The sequence below is a fragment of the Granulicella aggregans genome, from assembly GCF_014203275.1.
GTDB lineage: Bacteria > Acidobacteriota > Terriglobia > Terriglobales > Acidobacteriaceae > Edaphobacter.
This window is the reverse complement of record NZ_JACHIP010000001.1, coordinates 1,041,886-1,058,383: the sequence shown is the minus strand read 5'-3', so window position 1 is coordinate 1,058,383 and position 16,498 is coordinate 1,041,886. Positions and strand designations below refer to the sequence as shown.

Below are 16,498 nucleotides of genomic sequence, written 5' to 3'. Positions count from 1 at the left end.
AGACTATAGGGACGATGACGGACAAAAGCTTCGATGTATTGATTATCGGGTCGGGCCATGCAGGCGGGATGGCGGCGAAGGTGCTTACAGAGAAGGGCGCTAGGTGCCTGATGCTGAACGCGGGGCCAGTGGCAGACGTGGCTCGGGATGCGAAGCGGAAGCCTGCTTACGACTTGCCGTATCGCGGGTTCAAGCCGCCGGGGAGGTTGGAGCATGTCTTCCAGGCCAGCGAGTTCAATGCGAATGTGTGGGTGGATGAGCAGGAAGTCCCCTACACGTTCGATCCGGCAAATCCTTACAACTGGGTGCGGGTGCGGCTGTTTGGCGGAAGGTCTCTCTTCTGGTCGCGGCAGTCGTTCCGACTGAGCGACTACGAGTTCAAGGGCAAGTCGTATGACGGGTTCGGTGAGGACTGGCCGATCTCGCTTGCGGACCTTGCGCCCTACTACTCGCGTGTCGAGGACATCTTTCAGGTGGCGGGCGCGAAGGATGGGCCGCCTCAGATGCCGGATGGGAACTTTGTCCCGGTGGATGACGTTTGGTCGGAGTCGATGGATCGGTTTGTGAAGGCAGCGAAGCCCCATGGGATGCCGGTATGCAAACAGCGTCGGGCGCAGGGAAGAGATGGGCTGGCTAGTTCGGTGAACCTGCTGCTGCCGGATGCGGAGAAGACCGGCAAGCTGACCTCGATTGCGAATGCGGTAGTGCGGGAGATCACGGTCGACAAGAATACGGGGCTGCCGGATGGGTGCCACTTCGTCGATAGGCTTTCGCGGCGCGAGATGCATGTGAAGGCGCGGGTGGTGGTGCTGGCGGCGGGGACGCTCGAAAGCACGCGGCTGCTGCTGAACTCTGGGTTGGGAAACTCCAGCGGCGCGATAGGCCACTATCTCATGGACCAGGTGTACGGGCCAGGAGTGACGTGCTCAGTCCCGGAGGCAAGAAACGGGAAAGCGACGAAAGCGCTAATGGGCGGCGGCGCGATCGTGCCCCGCTTCCGCAATATCGACACAAAGCATGATGCGTTTCTGCGGGGGTACGCGCTGAATGTAACAAGCAGCATGGGCGGGCTCGACCCGCGGAACTTTGCAGCGTATGGGACGGAGTTGCAGGAGAAGCTGCGGGAGTATCACGGCAGCGCCTTCTACATGAGCATGATGGGTGAGGTGCTGGGTCGGCATGAGAACCACGTGCTCATCGACAAGCAGAAGGTGGATGCCTGGGGGATCCCAGTGCTGCGGATCGAGACGAAGTACACGGACAACGAATACAAGATGGCCAAGGACGCTATCGCGGTGAGTATCGCGGTGGCCGAGGCAGCGGGATTCGAGGTTCTGGCGAAGAACGAGGTGCCGAATCCGCCGGGCTACAGCATTCACGAGGTGGGGACGTGCCGGATGGGTGATGATGCGAAGACGAGTGTGCTGAACAAATGGTGTCAGAGTCATGACCACAAGAACTTGTTTGTGGTCGATGGGGCGAGCTTTGTGAGCGCAGGATGGCAGAACCCGACGATGACGATTCTTGCGCTTTCGATGCGGGCTTCGGAGTATCTGGCGGACGAGATGGGGAGATCAAATGTTTAACGGAGGCAGGATGATTTCACGCAGGGAGTTTACAGGTGGTGTAGCCGCGTTTGCGGCATTGGGATTCAAGAACCGGGCGATGGCAACCCCGCTGGGACTGCCGCTAGGCGTGCAGCTTTATTCCGTGCGCGACCAGATGAAGGAAGACCTGGACGGCGCTCTGGCGGGAGTGAGCGCGGCGGGCTTTACGGTGGTGGAGGCTGCGGCCCTGCCGAAGAAGCCTGCGGCCGAGGTGCGGGCGTCGCTCGATAAAGCGGGATTGAAGTGCGTCAGCGCACATCATCCGTTCGGCGATCTACATGCGCGGTTCGATGAGATTGCGGAGTATGACAAGGCCCTGGGAGCGAAGTTCATCATCTGCGCGAGCCCGGGACATCGCGACGCGACAGCAAAGGGCGCGGTAACGCTGGACGACTGGAAGTACTGCGCAGACCAGTTCAACGAGATGGGCGCGAAGCTGGCCACGCAGGGCGTTCGCTTCGGGTATCACAACCATGTGGGCGAGTTCGCAGAGACCGAAGGTAAGACGCCGTACTTTGAACTGATGCGTCTCACCGATCCGGCGAAGGTGACGTTTGAGATGGATTGCGGCTGGGTATCGGTGGCGGGGAAAAAGCCCATCGAGATTATGAAGAGCTATCCGCACCGGATCTCCATGCTGCATGTAAAGGACTTCACGCTCCCGGTGACGCCGTCTCCTGAGTCGCACGATGCGAAGGTTACGGAGCTGGGGCGGGGAAGCATCGACTACCGGCCGGTGTTTGCGGAGGCTAAGAAGTCTCAGCACATCGAGTACGCGTTTGTGGAGCAGGAGTCGTTCGATATGCCGTGGAAGGAATCGCTGAAAGTCGACGCGGATTATCTGCGCAAGCTTTAAGGGGGAACCTTCGCAGCTTCGCGTCTTCAGTTATGCAGAGCATCGGCGACTAGAATCGACTGGTGCGAACTTCGATACTTGTTGCAAATCTCTTCTTAGTGCCGGTCACGCTTTCGCTGACCGGCTGCGGGAAACCTGTAGTGGACGTGAACCCTGCCGTGACGACGATCGGGCAGGCGACGCCGATCTCTGTTCATGTCCATGACGGTCATGGAGTGAGCAAGGTGACCCTGACTCTAACGCAGAACGGGGCTAAGTTTGAGACGTCGCGGGGCGAGACTGCCTCGAAGGAGAAGGACCCCACCTTCAACTTCACGGTAGGCACAAAGAGCTATCCTCAACTGCGCGATGGCGTGGCGAAGCTGGCGATTGATGCGACGTCCGCCGGGTTAATGCACGGGGCGACACACTGGGGGCAGGACGTCAACGTGGTGACTCAGCCTCCGATGGTCAGCGCGGACTCCGATCAACACTACCTGTACCAGGGCATGGCCGATCTGGCGACCTTCAACGTAAGTGGGTCGTATACGTCGGCGGGCGTGAGGGTTGGTGACCAGAGCTTCCGCGCGTGGCCGATGCCGGGCGGGAAACCAGGCCTTTTCTCGTTGTATGCGTTTGCCTGGAACATGCCGCAGAGCACCGTGCCGATGGTCTTTGCTGCGAACGCAGCGGGCAACGATGTGACCACGCCGCTGACGGTGATCTTCCCGAAAAAGGAGCAGCCGGTCTATACGCAACACGAGATCCAGGTCTCCGACCAGTTCATGCAGAAGGTCTTGGGAGAGCTTGACCCCAACGGCACGGGCGATCCGGTGGAGCGTTTCGTGAAGATCAATACGGAGATGCGGAAGTCGAACAACAAGACGCTGTCGGATCTGCGGCTGAAGACGGCCGACCATTTCTTATGGCATGAGGTGTTCACGCGGCAGGCGCATGCACAGGCCGAGGCGACATTCGCGGATGTGCGGAGCTACATCTATCATGGCAAAAAGATCGATCAGCAGGTGCACCTGGGATACGATCTCGCGGTGACGCAGCATGTCGGCGTGGAGGCTTCGAACGACGGGAAAGTCGTGTGGGCCGCGCCCCTGGGTATCTACGGCAACTGCGTCGTGGTGGACCATGGATACGGCCTGCAGACGATCTACGGCCACATGAGCCGGATCGACGTCCACGAGGGCGACATGGTGAAGCGCAGCCAGGTGATGGGGCTGAGCGGCATGACGGGCATGGCGGGCGGAGACCACATTCACTTCGCGATGCAACTGGACGGAGTGCAGATCGACGCGAAGGAGTGGTGGGATCCGCACTGGATCCAGGATCACGTCGCTAAGCGGGTCGATCTGACTGGGTTCGTTAAGTAGAGGGTCGGTTTCGAGAGAACTTAGCCTTTGACTGAACGGTTGCCGGCTCACGTGTAGATAGCCGAATCACGAGTGTTGTCTCCAGGTCGATCAGGCGTCCCGGTTCATCCTGCAGCAGCGCGGCAACTACTAGCTGGCTCAGCTCGATCCTTGGCACATCCACCGAAGTCAACGGCGGCAGCATGAATCGGCTGAAGTAGGTGTTGTCGAAACCTACAACGGAAACATCTTCCGGAATCTGCACGCCCCTCGAATGCAGGCCGTGGTAAACACCCATTGCGACCATGTCCGTCGTTGCGATCACGGCCGTAAATTTATGCGTGCCGTACATAAGCTCGATGGCTTTGTATCCAGCATCCGCTCCCGGCCCATGAACATCCACGATATGAGCCTTGACTCCCTTGACCTTACAGGCGCGGATTGCCGCCGCGAAGCCCTGGTCTCGAAGCCGGTGAGAGAGCAGGGGTGTCCCGTGGCCCTTTTGCGAGTTCTTTACAAACAGAAAGTCGCGGTGTCCAAGGCTTATGAGATGTTGGACCGCCGCGCTCATCCCTCCCTTGGAATCGACGCGAAGGATGGAAACCTTTCCTTCTGGCTTACCTACGTCGAGAAAGACAGCCGGGAGGCCGCTTGCGAGCACCAACCGCCGCGAAACCTCATCATGCTCCGACGTAAGGACAGCAAGGCCGGCGAGTCTTGACCCCAGCAACTGCTTGACGGCATCACGATGCTGCTTCGGCAGAAAGTTAGTGGCCATCAATGAAATCTGATATCCGTACTTTGCAGCCTCATCCTCCATGGCCTGCGCTGTCTCAGCAAAAAATGGATTTTGCAGATTGGAAACGATCACTCCAAACACCCTGGTCTGTCGACGGGCCATGTTGCTGGCATAGATATCCGGCCGATACCCAAGCGTCGCGATCGCCTCCTGGACGCGTCGCCTCGTCTCCTCGCCGATGCGGCCATTTTCGTTCAGTACGGCCGAAACCGTCCCCAAGGACACGCCCGCAAGCGCTGCCACGTCCTGAATCTTCGGCCTCTTGGCCGTTGCCTGCGCCGGCCTACGGGCTGCGATCTTTTTGAGTTGCTTCGTGGGGACGACACCCTTCATAGCTCCAGAGTAAATCCCGAATTCAAATGACGCTTGACAAGTCTTCCCTTGGAGGTCGATATTTTGATGAAACGTTTCATCATCGAGGCTGACTATGAACTCTACTTCGCCCGCTGTTGCCGAAGATTTCCAATCCGAGCTGGATGCAACCTTCGAAGTCACTCCCGAGCAGGTTGCTTCTTACAAAGAGAATGGATATATCAAGCTTCGAAACGTGCTCAACGCCGAGATGCTGGAGCACTATCGCAAGGCGATCTCCTTGCGGGTTGCCGAACTCTCCGCAGACGCCGCACCTCTCGATCAGCGCACTACCTATGGCAAGGCCTTTCTGCAGATCATGAACCTTTGGACCGAGTCTCCGGAGGTCAAGGAGTTCGTCTTCGGCAAGCGTCTGGCGCGTATCGCGGCGGCACTCATTGAAGCCACCGGGGTTCGTATCTATCACGATCAGGCTCTCTACAAAGAGCCCAGCGGCGGCATCACACCGTGGCACGCCGACCAGTATTACTGGCCTGTCGATAGCGACAAGACCATCACCGCGTGGATACCGCTGCAATCCACGCCACTAGAGATGGGCCCACTCGCTTTCTGCGAGAAGAGCCACCGCTTCCAGATCGGTCGTGATCTTGAGATCAGCGATGAAAGTGAGATGACCCTGAAGCAGGCGCTCAACAGCTTCAGCATGGAGGAAAGCTCGTTCGATATCGGCGACGTGAGCTTCCATGCGGGATGGACCTTTCATCGCGCTGGAGCGAACTCCACAGATCGGCCACGTGAAGTGATGACGATGATCTACGTGGATGAAGACATCCACCTGGCCGCGCCAAAGAACAAGAACCACATCATGGACGCTGAGCGTTGGGCTCCGGGTGTCGCAATCGGAGAGGTGCTAGCATCTCCGTTGAACCCTATCATCTATTCGAGCAGAACGAAGTCATGATTGAATCGCGCGCAGCCATCGGTCACGGTGATGGCACGTTTTCTATCGAGACGATCCGACTCGGCGAGCCGCAGCGAGGCGAAGTTGTGATCGCCATCAAAGCCAGCGGAGTCTGCCACACCGACTGGGACTCGCTTCGCTGGGGACGTCGCATCGTCCTTGGTCATGAAGGTGCGGGCGAGGTGCTGAGCACTGGCGAAGGTGTAACAACCTGCAAGCCGGGCGATCGCGTCATGCTCAACTGGGCCATTCCCTGCGGTGTCTGCTTTCAATGCGAGCGTGGCAAAGAGAACATCTGCGAAGACAGAGGCACCGTGCCAGACGCACGCTTCCGCCACTCCGATGATGCGCCCCTCAACGCCTCCTTTTCGCTCGGCACCATGGCCACCCATGCCATCGTTCCGCAGGCCGCTGTGTTGCAGCTTCCCGAGGCAGTGCCCTATGAGGTCGCGGCCATCATGGGATGTGCCGTGATGACCGGCTTCGGCTCCGCGGTAAACGCGGCGAAGGTTACGGAGGGCAGTACGGTCGTAGTTCTTGGATGTGGAGGAGTCGGTCTCAGCACGATTCTCGGCGCATTGCATTCGAGGGCCGCACGCGTCATCGCAATCGACGTCAACCCAACTCGCTTGCAGCTTGCCACTCAATTCGGAGCCACCGAAACGCTGCTCGCCAATCGAGAAGACAAGGGCCTGCTCGAAGCTGCGAAAGAGGTTAAGCGACGCACGAATGGTCGCGGCGCGGACTACGCTTTCGAATGCACCGCCGTTCCCGAACTTGGCACCGCTCCGCTGAGCATGATCCGCAGCGCTGGAACTGCCGTAGGCGTCAGCGGAATCGAGCAGATAGTCGCCGTCGATATGGAACTCTTCGAGTGGGACAAGATCTACATCAATCCGCTCTACGGAGCGTGCCGCCCTCAACGCGACTTTCCTCTTCTTATCGATCTCTACCTCAACCACGGCCTCCCGCTCGATGCGTTGGTCACTCGCCAGTATCCGCTGGACGCGCTCGAGCAGGCCTTCCAGGACATGCACGATGGAATCAATGCCAAGGGAGTTCTCGTTTTTGACTGATTTGTTCCACACCCTCGAACTGTCCGATCCGGCATACGAGCTAGATGGCCTTCGCTTCGCGACCGTCAAGAGCAGAGCGCTTGGCCGTCGTGGCGACGTGACACTCTGGGTGCCAGACTCGGACAACATTTCGACCCTTCTGATCCTCCTGCATGGCGTTTATGGAAGTCATTGGGTATGGTCGCTGAAAGGCGGCGTTCATCGCACTGCACAACACATGATGGAAGCAAAAGAGATTGCACCGATGGTGATTGCGATGCCCAGCGACGGCCTCGCTCGCGATGGCAGCGGCTACCTCACATGGAGCGACAAAGAAGATGTGGAGCGCTGGATCGTAGAAGAGGTACCCGCCATCGCGAGGCTCGCCGCACCTGGCCTGTCACCCAATGCAAGCATTGGAATCGCCGGACTCTCAATGGGCGGCTACGCAGCTTTACGGCTAGGCGGCAAATATCCTGAGCGCTTTTGCGCGATCTCCGCGCACTCCGCGTTCCCCGACATTGACGGGATGGCCGCCTTTGCCGAAGAGCCTCTTGAAGACTATCTCGCCTGCGCCCCTCGCGAAGACCTAAGCGCTTCGAATTGGCTGATGCGAAATCGCGCCGTCTTACCTCCACTGCGATTTGATTGCGGGTTGGATGATGCCCTTATTGAAAGCAATCGCGCACTGCACACGATGCTGGGCAACGAGAACATCGCTCACGAATACGGCGAATATCCAGGCGGTCATGAGTGGTCATACTGGCGAGATCACGTCGCCGATACCTTACGCCACGTCGACAAGCATAGCCACAAGGAGAAGTCCTTTTGAAGCCTCTTTGCATCGCAACTCTGTGTTTGTTCGCGAACATCCTTGTGGCGCAGCAATCGGCCGCCATTCATGTCGATGCGTCACGCGTTGAAAACCACGTCAGCCCGCGGATGTATGCGTCGTTTGTGGAGATGATGGCGGAAGACGTGAAGTGGGGCATGACCGCGGAGATGATCCACGACCGCTCGTTCGAGGAAGCCCCGAACTATCTAGGGTTACCGGCCGCTTGGCAGCTTGAGCCCGACGAACGCAACGACATCGTCGGCGCAATTCGCTTCCAGCCAAGCACCGACGAGGCCTATCCTAAAGTCAACCAGGCCACGAATGAGCCGGAGCATTCTCTCCGTATTACTGTTGCGCCGGGCGATATCACTGACGAACGCCGAGGCCTATCTCAAGGGCGACTCTCCATCGAAGCCGGTCAAACCTACGAGGGATATCTCTGGATCAAGCTCCCCACGAAAGACGCATACTCAGGCGGCATCACCGTTGCGCTCGAAGCCGACGTGACCGACGGAATGACCTACGCCACTGCTGAGTTATCGAATGTATTCGGGGACTGGCGCAAATACAGTTTTACGCTCAGGCCTACACAGACAGATCGCTTCGCCAAGTTAAGCATTCTCTTCCGCGGTAAAGGCACGCTGTATCTCGATCAGGTCTCGCTCGAATCGGGAGCGGCCACGATGCAGGTGCGTAACGACGCCGAAACCATGATTCGCGGTCTTCATCCCTCGTTCATGCGGTGGCCCGGCGGCAACGTCGCCCAGGACTATCACTGGCAGTGGGGAATTGGCCCGCGTGATCTTCGTCCGACATGGATCAACAAATCATGGAGCAACGCCCCCGAGCCTGGGGATCTGGGTACCGATGAGTACCTGGCCCTCTGCGCCCGTCTTCACATCGAGCCCTCCATCACCGTCAACGTCGATGGAGCAGGGGCGACGCCCGAAGAGGCCGCCGCGTGGGTCGAATACGTTAACGGCCCCGCAACGTCGAAGTACGGCGCCATGCGGGCCGCCAATGGACATCCTGCACCGTACAACGTTAAGCAGTGGGAGCTGGGCAACGAGATCTTTGGCGACTGGGTGCGCGGCCACGTCACAGGTGAGCAGTACGCGCAAGCTGCGGTCCGCTATGCTCATGCCATGCGGGTCGTCGACCCCACATTGCAACTCATTGCCGTGGGCGAAGGCATCTTTCAGAACAGCGATGCATGGAACTCCGCAGTCTTGAAGACAGCCGGTCCGGAGATCCAATATCTGGCCGTCCACGATTACACATCGCTTGCCCAAAACGCGAGCCAGCCCAACCCACGTGCGGCCATGATGGCGAGGCCCAGCGAGTTCGAAGCAAACTACAGGCACATGGGCGACCTTATTGCACAGGATGCACCAGGTCGCAACATCAAGCTCATCGTGAATGAATGGAACCTCTTCTACGACGCTGACGAGATCGAGTCTATGGAAGGTGCCGTCTATGCCTCTCGCATGATGAACGGCTTCGAACGCGATGGAGACATCGTCGCGGCAAATTGCATCTCTGACCTGTTGAATGGATGGGTGGGTGGCGTCATCCAGGCAAGCCGAGACCGCATCTACGGCTCGGCACAGTACTATGCGCTGAAGATGTACTCCGACCATGTCGGTACTGATCGCCTGCACTCGGAGCTCACTTCGCCGGATTTGCAACCAGGTATTTTAGCCATCGATGCTGTAGCAACTCGCTCAGCAGACGCCACTCAACTCTTCATCAAGATGTCGAACGCGGATGACAAACAAGCGGTATCAACGACGATCGACATCTCCGGCTTCCCGCACACAGCGAACGTGAGTCTGGCCATCCTCAGCTCACGAATTCGAGGCGAACGAAACACCTTCGAGAATCCGGAGAGACTAAAGACTTCAGATACGCAATTGAGCTGTGCCCGGACCTGCGTGGTAAAACTCCCGCCGAACTCTGTCGCTATTCTTACCTTTCGCTCTGCCCGCTAGCCGCTCACTGATCAGCTCAAACAATCTGGGTCAGGCAATCACTCGGATCTCAGAGCTTCGACGGCGTTGACGCGCGCGGCTCGGGCTGCCGGGATGGCGCTCGCCACCAGCGCTGCGGTGAGGATCACGATCGCGGACACGCAAAATGAGAGTACGCCGGGCATGTGGATGTCGGCGACATAGACCGCGATACCGCGTGTGCCGGCTGCTCCAAAGAGGACGCCGGCCACGAGCCCGATGCCAGCAATCGTTAGGCCCTGGAGCAAGACATCGCTCATGATGTCGCGGGGCTGCGCCCCAAGCGCCAGACGGATGCCGAACTCGCGGGTGCGTCCGCTCACAGAGAAAGCCAGCACTCCGGCTACACCAACGACGGAGATCAGCAGAGCGACTGCGGCGAATCCACCGAAGACGATGGCGTTGAGCTTGTCTGAGGTGAGTGCTTCAGCGCGGATGCCTTCAAGGGTGCTAGGGAGTTCGACCGGCTCCTCGGCGGAGATCTCATGGATGGTGCGGCTGATGGCGGGGACAAGGGCGTAAGGGTCCCCCTGCGTCCGCACTAGAAGGCGACCGTACCATCCTTCCTGGTCGGTGGGCTGATAGATGGTCATGGCGGGTGCTGGGATGATATTTTCGTCGTCTATATCCGCGACGACCCCGATGATACGGCGAGGTTCAGGCGAGAGTCCGATGAACTGAATCACGGGATCGGTCCAGTGAAGCTCGCGATTGAGGGCATCGCCGTTCGGGAAGAGCTCTTTGGCGAGAGCCTGGCTGATGATGACAACGCGTTCGGCTCCCTCCTTGTCTGAGTCGCGGAAGTCGCGACCCTCGATGACCGGAACACCGAGGGTCCCGAAGTAGTTGGAAGAGACGACGCGGAACCTGGACCGCCAATCCTCGATGCCGTGGGGGCGGGCGGCGCCGGTGGCGGCGAAGGTAAAGTTAATGCTCAGGCCCCGTTCGTCACGCCAGGGCACGCTGAATCCGGTGGCGACATTCAAGACGCCGGGAAGGGCGGAGACACGGCGACGGACCTCCTGGTAGAAGTCACGGACCTGCGCCGGGCTGCGGCCGAAGTTCATGACCGGGAGATTGATGGCGAGGACGTGAGAGGTGTCGAAGGGCGGTCGCGTCTGCTCAAGCGTGTAGAGCGTGCGTACAAGGACGGCGGCGCCGGTCAGCAGCAGGAACGAAGCCGTGATCTGAAGGACGGCGAAGAGCCGGAGGCGACGGTTGCTGCTGGAACTTGTGCTGCGGGTGCTGGTCAGGCTGCCGGCGAGTGAACCGCTGCTGGCAGGCAGTCGCGGAATGTAGGCGAGGAAGATGGCGGCGACGAGGGATAAGGCAACGCCGAAGCCAACGAGGCTGAAGTCGAGCTGAATCTCCTGGGCGCGGACGGAGAAGCGTGCCGCGTAGCGACCGATGATCTGAACCATGGGCCACGCAAGCAGTAGCGCTGCGGCGACTCCCGAGCCACAAAGGACAAGGCTTTCGGCGAGCAGCGAACGGCGGAGGACGGCGGTGCTGGCACCCAGGGCGGAGCGGACGGCGAGTTCAGGTTCGCGCCGAACTGTGCGGGCGAGAACGAGGTTGGCGACATTCGAGCAGGCGATCGCGAACAGTAGAGCCGAGGCCGCAAACAGTACCCAGAGAACGGTGTTGGCGCGTGAGTTGATCTGGTCGTGCATGCGGGTGACATCGATGCGGAAGTGGTCTTCGGTCTTGTAGACATCAGGATGGGCCGCAACGATACCCGCGTAGCGGGTGCGAAGCTCGGCGCGGGCCTGGTCGAGGGTGGAACCGGGCGCGAGGCGGGCGAAGACTTCGGTCATGCGGTGGGTTCGCCCCGTGACCATGGTGGCCGAGAGATGATGCGGGCTCGTCACTACGTTGCCAATCATTTCGGTCTCGACCGGATAGGGGACGGACGGCTCGAGGACGCCGACGATGGTGGCCATACGGGCGCCGTCACCGCTTTCAAGGCGAACGTTCTTGCCGAGCACGGCGGGGTCGGCCTTGAGCGAGTTGCGCCAGAAGCGATAGGTGAGAACGATGGCGCCAGGAGCGTTGGGACCGTCATCGGCAGGGGTGAGCAGGCGCCCGAGGACAGGCCGCAGCCCCATGACTTCGAAATAGTGGCCATCGACCACCCCGGCAGGCACTTCACGGGGAGTGCCGAGGCCGACCACGGTAAACGGAATCGCGGAGATGCTGCCCATCTCAGAGACGGTGGCCAGATTTTTATTGAGGTCGTCGATCTCAGGAACCGAAAAGGTTGAGTTCTCCTCCTTTATCCCCGGAGCGCTTTGGCGAAGATAAAGGAGACGCGCCTCGTCCCGGTTTGCGAGCGGACTCAGTAGAACCGCGCGGACGACGGAAAAGATCGCAGCGTTGGCACCAATCCCTAGGGCGAGGGTCAGGGCGACGGTGATCCACAAAGCGGGAACGCGGGCGAGCGAGCGGACGGCAATTTTAAGGTCGCGAAGGAAAGACATAGGAAGTCTCCGAGGAGCGGCGCAAGGTGGCGGCTTGACAGACTATGTTGATATCAACATAGTAGAGTAGATGTCAACAGAAAATTCCGTTCCGTTTGAGACCACCCTGCGAGTGCGAGATTGCTGCCTGTGTCTCAGCGTGCAGCGGACCGCCAGGGCACTGGCTCGGCGGTTTGATGAAGCTTTGCGACCGGCGGGTCTGACGAATGGGCAGTTTTCCATGCTGATGTCACTCAACCGGCCCAAGCCTGCGACGATGAGCTCCGTGGCGGGGATTCTAGCAATGGACCGAACCACTCTGACCGCCGCGCTGAAGACGCTGGCGCGCCGAGGGCTGGTGGTAGTCGCACCCGATCCTGGGGATCGTCGCAGCCGGCTGCTGACTCTGACCGATGAGGGACGGGCAGCGCTCGCAGCGGCCGTTCCCATCTGGGAGCAGACGCATGAAGAGGTTGAAGCGCTGTTGGGGGTAGCAGGCGTGGTGGATGCTGCCGGACTTAGGAAGGGCCTGCTGGCGCTCTCTTGAAGGGGCAAGGTCGGCACGACAACCTTTGGGTCTGGAAGGTCGGAGTGGGCCGACGGCTCTTTGCTTAAACAGCACTCTGCGCGGCATATAGCCGCGCAGAGTGTTTTGGAGCAAACGAGTTAGGACGCGTAGGTTGCTGAGGTCTGACCGGCACGCCTGATAAAGCTGTTGCGAGCGGGAGTGCCGGATTCGGTGCCGTTGACCACGGTGCTGAGAATCTTGACGATGTCTTCAAGAGACTCGGACTGGTCGGTCAACTCTCCGGCAGCCTTGGCGCTCTGTTGAGCGCTCGCGGCGGAGGTCTGCGTGAGCTGCTCCATCTGCGAGATTGCCCGAGCAATGTTGCTGATGCCGTGGGTCTGTTCGACGCTGCCGAGACTGATCTGATCGACGAGAAGTTTTACACGGGAAGATTCGTCGGTCACTGCCTGGATCGCTGTGCTGACCTCGTCAACCTTGGTCTTGCCACTGTTGGACTTAAGGATCGAGTCTCCGATCAGTTCAGCAGTGTCGCGCGCAGCCTGTGCCGAACGCTGTGCGAGTGTGCGAACTTCGTCGGCGACTACAGCGAATCCGTTGCCTGCCTCTCCGGCGCGGGCTGCTTCGACCGCTGCGTTGAGCGCCAGAATATTGGTCTGGAACGCAATCTCGTCGATCACCTTGATGATGCGGGAGATCTTTCCGCTCGAAGACTTTATCTCTTCCATCGCCAGGACGAGGTCGGAGAGCGAACGATTGGTGTGAGTGAACTTCTCCTGCGACATGGACATCAGGTTCGCAGCGGAACGGCAACCGTCGGTATTGCTCTGAGCCATTGCCTTGATCTCTTCAGACGCAGCGGAGGTCTCTTCGAGCGATGCCGCATGATGCGATGCGTCCTCGGATACAGATTGACTGGATGATGAAACTTCTGTGGCAGAGGCCGCAATGCGCAGCGCGCCGTCCGAGAGCCGGTTCACCAAATCGCGAAGTGGCTTTGAAACCTGCTTTTCCAGGATGAAGACCGAGACCACGGCGAAGGCGCTCGCCAGGAGGAAGAGGACGAAGCCAAGAAAACGCTGCTGGTTGTTCGAAGCCGTTACAGCGTCGAGTTCCGCTTTGTAGTTCTTGTTTCCGACCGTCTCGTGAAGTTCCTGAAGTGCATTCTCCAGGCGCTTGCTCTCCTGCTCAACCGCAGTGAGGTCACCCTGGTCCTGCGTGCTCATATTGGTCGTCGACAGCATCTTGCTGTAGGTGGCCTTGGCACGAAGATGAAGTTGAGTGAAAGTGTCCAGAAGGGTTGCAGCGGACTGCTGCAGAGACGGATCGTAGGCCAGCTTTTCGCTTGCCTCCTTCAACGTATCCTCTCCTGCTCGCGCTTCAGCATCGGAGGCGTTCAGGACAGAGGCGTCCTGCTGCATCACGGCATCCTTGTAGGCTTTGTTCAGCTTCTGGAAGCTGGCTTGGGCCGCCTGGATATCGGATGCAGCAGGGAACAGAGACTCCGAGGCAATGTTCATGTGCTTCTGTGTTGATGAAGTAGTTATCTCCACCATGGTGAGAAATAAGATATAGCCGATTGCCAGCACGCCGATGCTGAGCAGTAATTTGCCTCGAATACTCATTGTTCAACGCCTCGATCTAAGCAGCGACTAAAGGGGATAAATCCGGCAGCAACCACGACTAGTTGTCGAAGTTGATTTGGATCGTCATTGTGTCGACGCCGGCTCCGGCTGCGAACTTCCAGTGCTTTACAGCGTCTTCAGCGGCGGAGGAGAGGATCTTGTTGCTACCCTGGCCTTCGACTTTGGTCACGCTTCCCGTCGCGTCGATCGTGGTGAGCACCTTGACGGTTCCGGTGATGTGGAGGCGCTTTGCCATCTCGGGATAGACGGGGGGAACTTTGTGGACGATTGGGCGATCGTCGGCATGCGCTTGGAGCGGGTTCAGAAAGAGAATGCCGAGAGCGAGAGAGAGCATGCCGAAAGACGCCATTTTGCGGCGGCTTCCAACGGAGATAGTGCAGGGGGAGGCTTGCGAGATATTTGTCATGAGCTTTCTCCTTCGTACAGAAGTTTCTTGCGCCCTCTGTTATCGACAACCCTACTGGGTGTCTTCAGCGAACTGGATACCACGGTCGTGTTAGTCCGCGGCGCCATGTGGGGGATACTTTCGGCTGGTACAGTTCAGCATCCCCTCTATCAAGCGCGTCGAGGCCTCCGATTTCTCTCAGTCCGCGCCGCCAGTTGAATTACGATCATTCGATTGGGCGATCTTTGACCCTGATTTCCATCTGCTTGGAGGTGTGGGGATTGGCAATTTGGGGTGGAAGGACGGCTGCGGCGGGACGTAGCCGGAAGATGGGCCTGCTCGCGCTGGTGGCCGCGACCTACTTCATGGTCTCCGGCGGCCCCTACGGCATCGAAGACATCCTCGGAAACGCCGGTTACGGCAAGGCGCTTATCCTGCTTCTGCTTATCCCGCTCGTCTGGAGTCTCCCCACCAGCCTCATGGTGGGCGAACTCGCCAGCGCCCTTCCCAAAGAGGGTGGCTACTATTGGTGGGTCAAGCGAGCTCTAGGTGGTTTCTGGGGATTTCAGGAGGCCTGGCTTTCTCTGGCCGCCAGCATCTTCGACATGGCCATCTACCCTACGATCTTTGTCCTCTATCTCACCCGGCTAGCCCCGTCATGGACAGCAGGGAATTACGGAACTCTCTGGGCTCTGGCGGTCGTGATCGTCTGCGCGCTCTGGAACCTCCGTGGCGCGCGCTCTGTGGGTGATGGCTCCATCGGCATGTTCTGCCTGCTGATCTCACCCTTCGTCATGATCGCGATTCTCGGCTTCTGGAAGGGCCTCTTTGGCGGCATTGCCGGCAGCGGATTCGCCGCACTCTCCCACCCCGTAGAGCATCCCGCGCTCTCAGGAGCGATTCTCGTCACGCTGTGGAACTACATGGGCTGGGACAACGCTTCGACCGTTGCGCAGGAGGTCGACAATCCTCAGCGCAACTATCCTCTTGCCATGATCGGCGCTACGACCCTCGTCGCGCTCTCGTACATCATTCCGCTCGCGGCCGTGGGCCTCACAGGCATGCCGGCAGATACCTTTTCGACCGGCTCCTGGACGGACGCGGCTCGCACGCTTGGCGGCCCCGGCATCCTCGGTGCGGGCCTCGCGCTCGCCGTCGTCATCGGCGGAATGCTCAATGGCGCAGGCATCTTCAATGCTCTCGTGATGAGCTATACCCGCGTCCCTTACGCTCTTGCGGAAGAAGGTCTTCTGCCTGCGATCTTCACCCGCATCACCGCCGCGGGAGTTCCCTGGGTCAGCGTCGTCTGCTGCTGCGCCGCCTGGGCGCTGGCACTCCGGTTTTCCTTTGAGCGCCTCATCTCCATCGACCTAGTCCTCTACGGTGCTGCTCTGATGCTGGAGTTCGTCGCCCTCGTCGTCCTCCGCATCCGCGAGCCCGATCTGCATCGTCCCTTCCGCGTCCCCGGAGGTCTTCCCGGGGCCATTGCTGTCGGAGTTGGCCCCGCCCTGCTCATCGCGTATTCCCTATGGGCTGCCCGAGACGAGAAGGTCGCCGGCATCCCCGCTCTTGTCTTCGCGTCCCTAGTCGGTCTGGCGGGCGCGATCATCTACGCCGTTGCCCTGCGCGGACGTCAGCCCGTCACCACCGCCGCAAACGAAGCTGGCCGCCCGATCTAAACGGGCGGCCAGTCACTTCCGTAAAA

At 59.5% G+C, this 16,498-nt stretch carries 13 protein-coding genes; 9 read left to right on the top strand and 4 right to left on the bottom strand.

The window, feature by feature from the left end; all coding sequences use genetic code 11:
* The first annotated feature begins 14 nt into the window (after positions 1-14).
* The 3 genes from HDF16_RS04535 (at position 15) to HDF16_RS04525 (ending at position 3,827) form a co-directional block, all read left to right on the top strand.
* Positions 15-1,586: a GMC oxidoreductase gene (locus HDF16_RS04535; protein ID WP_184213909.1), complete on the top strand. Its 1,572-nt coding sequence runs from the start codon at positions 15-17 to the stop codon at positions 1,584-1,586.
* A 10-nt stretch (positions 1,587-1,596) separates the two neighbouring features.
* On the top strand, positions 1,597-2,463 hold the full coding sequence (locus HDF16_RS04530) for a sugar phosphate isomerase/epimerase family protein (protein WP_246408647.1): 867 nt from the start codon (positions 1,597-1,599) through the stop codon (positions 2,461-2,463).
* Between the two features lie 62 nt (positions 2,464-2,525).
* Complete coding sequence (locus HDF16_RS04525) at positions 2,526-3,827, top strand: peptidoglycan DD-metalloendopeptidase family protein (protein ID WP_184213908.1); 1,302 nt, start codon at positions 2,526-2,528, stop codon at positions 3,825-3,827.
* Here HDF16_RS04525 and HDF16_RS04520 read toward each other — a convergent pair.
* On the bottom strand, positions 3,820-4,938 hold the full coding sequence (locus HDF16_RS04520) for a LacI family DNA-binding transcriptional regulator (RefSeq protein ID WP_184213907.1): 1,119 nt from the start codon (positions 4,936-4,938) through the stop codon (positions 3,820-3,822). The two genes, HDF16_RS04525 and HDF16_RS04520, sit on opposite strands and share 8 nt — an antisense overlap.
* 94 nt (positions 4,939-5,032) lie before the next feature.
* Between HDF16_RS04520 and HDF16_RS04515 the strand changes: the two genes are divergently transcribed.
* The 4 genes from HDF16_RS04515 to HDF16_RS04500 are packed head-to-tail and all read left to right on the top strand — an operon-like array spanning position 5,033 to position 9,759.
* Positions 5,033-5,878, top strand: coding sequence for a phytanoyl-CoA dioxygenase family protein (locus HDF16_RS04515; protein ID WP_184213906.1), 846 nt, complete (start codon positions 5,033-5,035; stop codon positions 5,876-5,878).
* Positions 5,875-6,954: an alcohol dehydrogenase catalytic domain-containing protein gene (locus HDF16_RS04510; RefSeq protein ID WP_184213905.1), complete on the top strand. Its 1,080-nt coding sequence runs from the start codon at positions 5,875-5,877 to the stop codon at positions 6,952-6,954. Before HDF16_RS04515 ends, HDF16_RS04510 begins: the two co-directional genes overlap by 4 nt.
* On the top strand, positions 6,947-7,765 hold the full coding sequence (locus HDF16_RS04505; protein WP_221312472.1) for an alpha/beta hydrolase: 819 nt from the start codon (positions 6,947-6,949) through the stop codon (positions 7,763-7,765). The genes HDF16_RS04510 and HDF16_RS04505 overlap by 8 nt, the downstream gene beginning before the upstream one ends.
* Positions 7,762-9,759 carry an alpha-L-arabinofuranosidase C-terminal domain-containing protein gene (locus HDF16_RS04500; RefSeq protein WP_184213903.1) on the top strand — a complete coding sequence of 666 codons (1,998 nt, stop codon included), beginning with the start codon at positions 7,762-7,764 and terminating at the stop codon, positions 9,757-9,759. The genes HDF16_RS04505 and HDF16_RS04500 overlap by 4 nt, the downstream gene beginning before the upstream one ends.
* A 38-nt stretch (positions 9,760-9,797) precedes the next feature.
* Here HDF16_RS04500 and HDF16_RS04495 read toward each other — a convergent pair whose 3' ends face one another.
* Complete coding sequence (locus tag HDF16_RS04495; protein ID WP_184213902.1) at positions 9,798-12,257, bottom strand: ADOP family duplicated permease; 2,460 nt, start codon at positions 12,255-12,257, stop codon at positions 9,798-9,800.
* A 70-nt stretch (positions 12,258-12,327) separates the two neighbouring features.
* Between HDF16_RS04495 and HDF16_RS04490 the strand changes: the two genes are divergently transcribed.
* Positions 12,328-12,783: a MarR family winged helix-turn-helix transcriptional regulator gene (locus HDF16_RS04490; protein WP_184213901.1), complete on the top strand. Its 456-nt coding sequence runs from the start codon at positions 12,328-12,330 to the stop codon at positions 12,781-12,783.
* Between the two features lie 119 nt (positions 12,784-12,902).
* Here the strand turns inward: HDF16_RS04490 and HDF16_RS04485 are convergent, their stop codons facing one another.
* Positions 12,903-14,387: a methyl-accepting chemotaxis protein gene (locus tag HDF16_RS04485; RefSeq protein ID WP_184213900.1), complete on the bottom strand. Its 1,485-nt coding sequence runs from the start codon at positions 14,385-14,387 to the stop codon at positions 12,903-12,905.
* Between the two features lie 58 nt (positions 14,388-14,445).
* Entirely contained in the window at positions 14,446-14,814 is a 369-nt protein-coding gene (locus HDF16_RS04480) for an energy transducer TonB (protein ID WP_184213899.1), read from the bottom strand.
* A 260-nt stretch (positions 14,815-15,074) separates the two neighbouring features.
* On the opposite strand from HDF16_RS04480, the gene HDF16_RS04475 reads away from it, so the two are divergent.
* On the top strand, positions 15,075-16,472 hold the full coding sequence (locus tag HDF16_RS04475; RefSeq protein WP_246408645.1) for an APC family permease: 1,398 nt from the start codon (positions 15,075-15,077) through the stop codon (positions 16,470-16,472).
* The last annotated feature ends 26 nt before the right edge of the window (positions 16,473-16,498 follow it).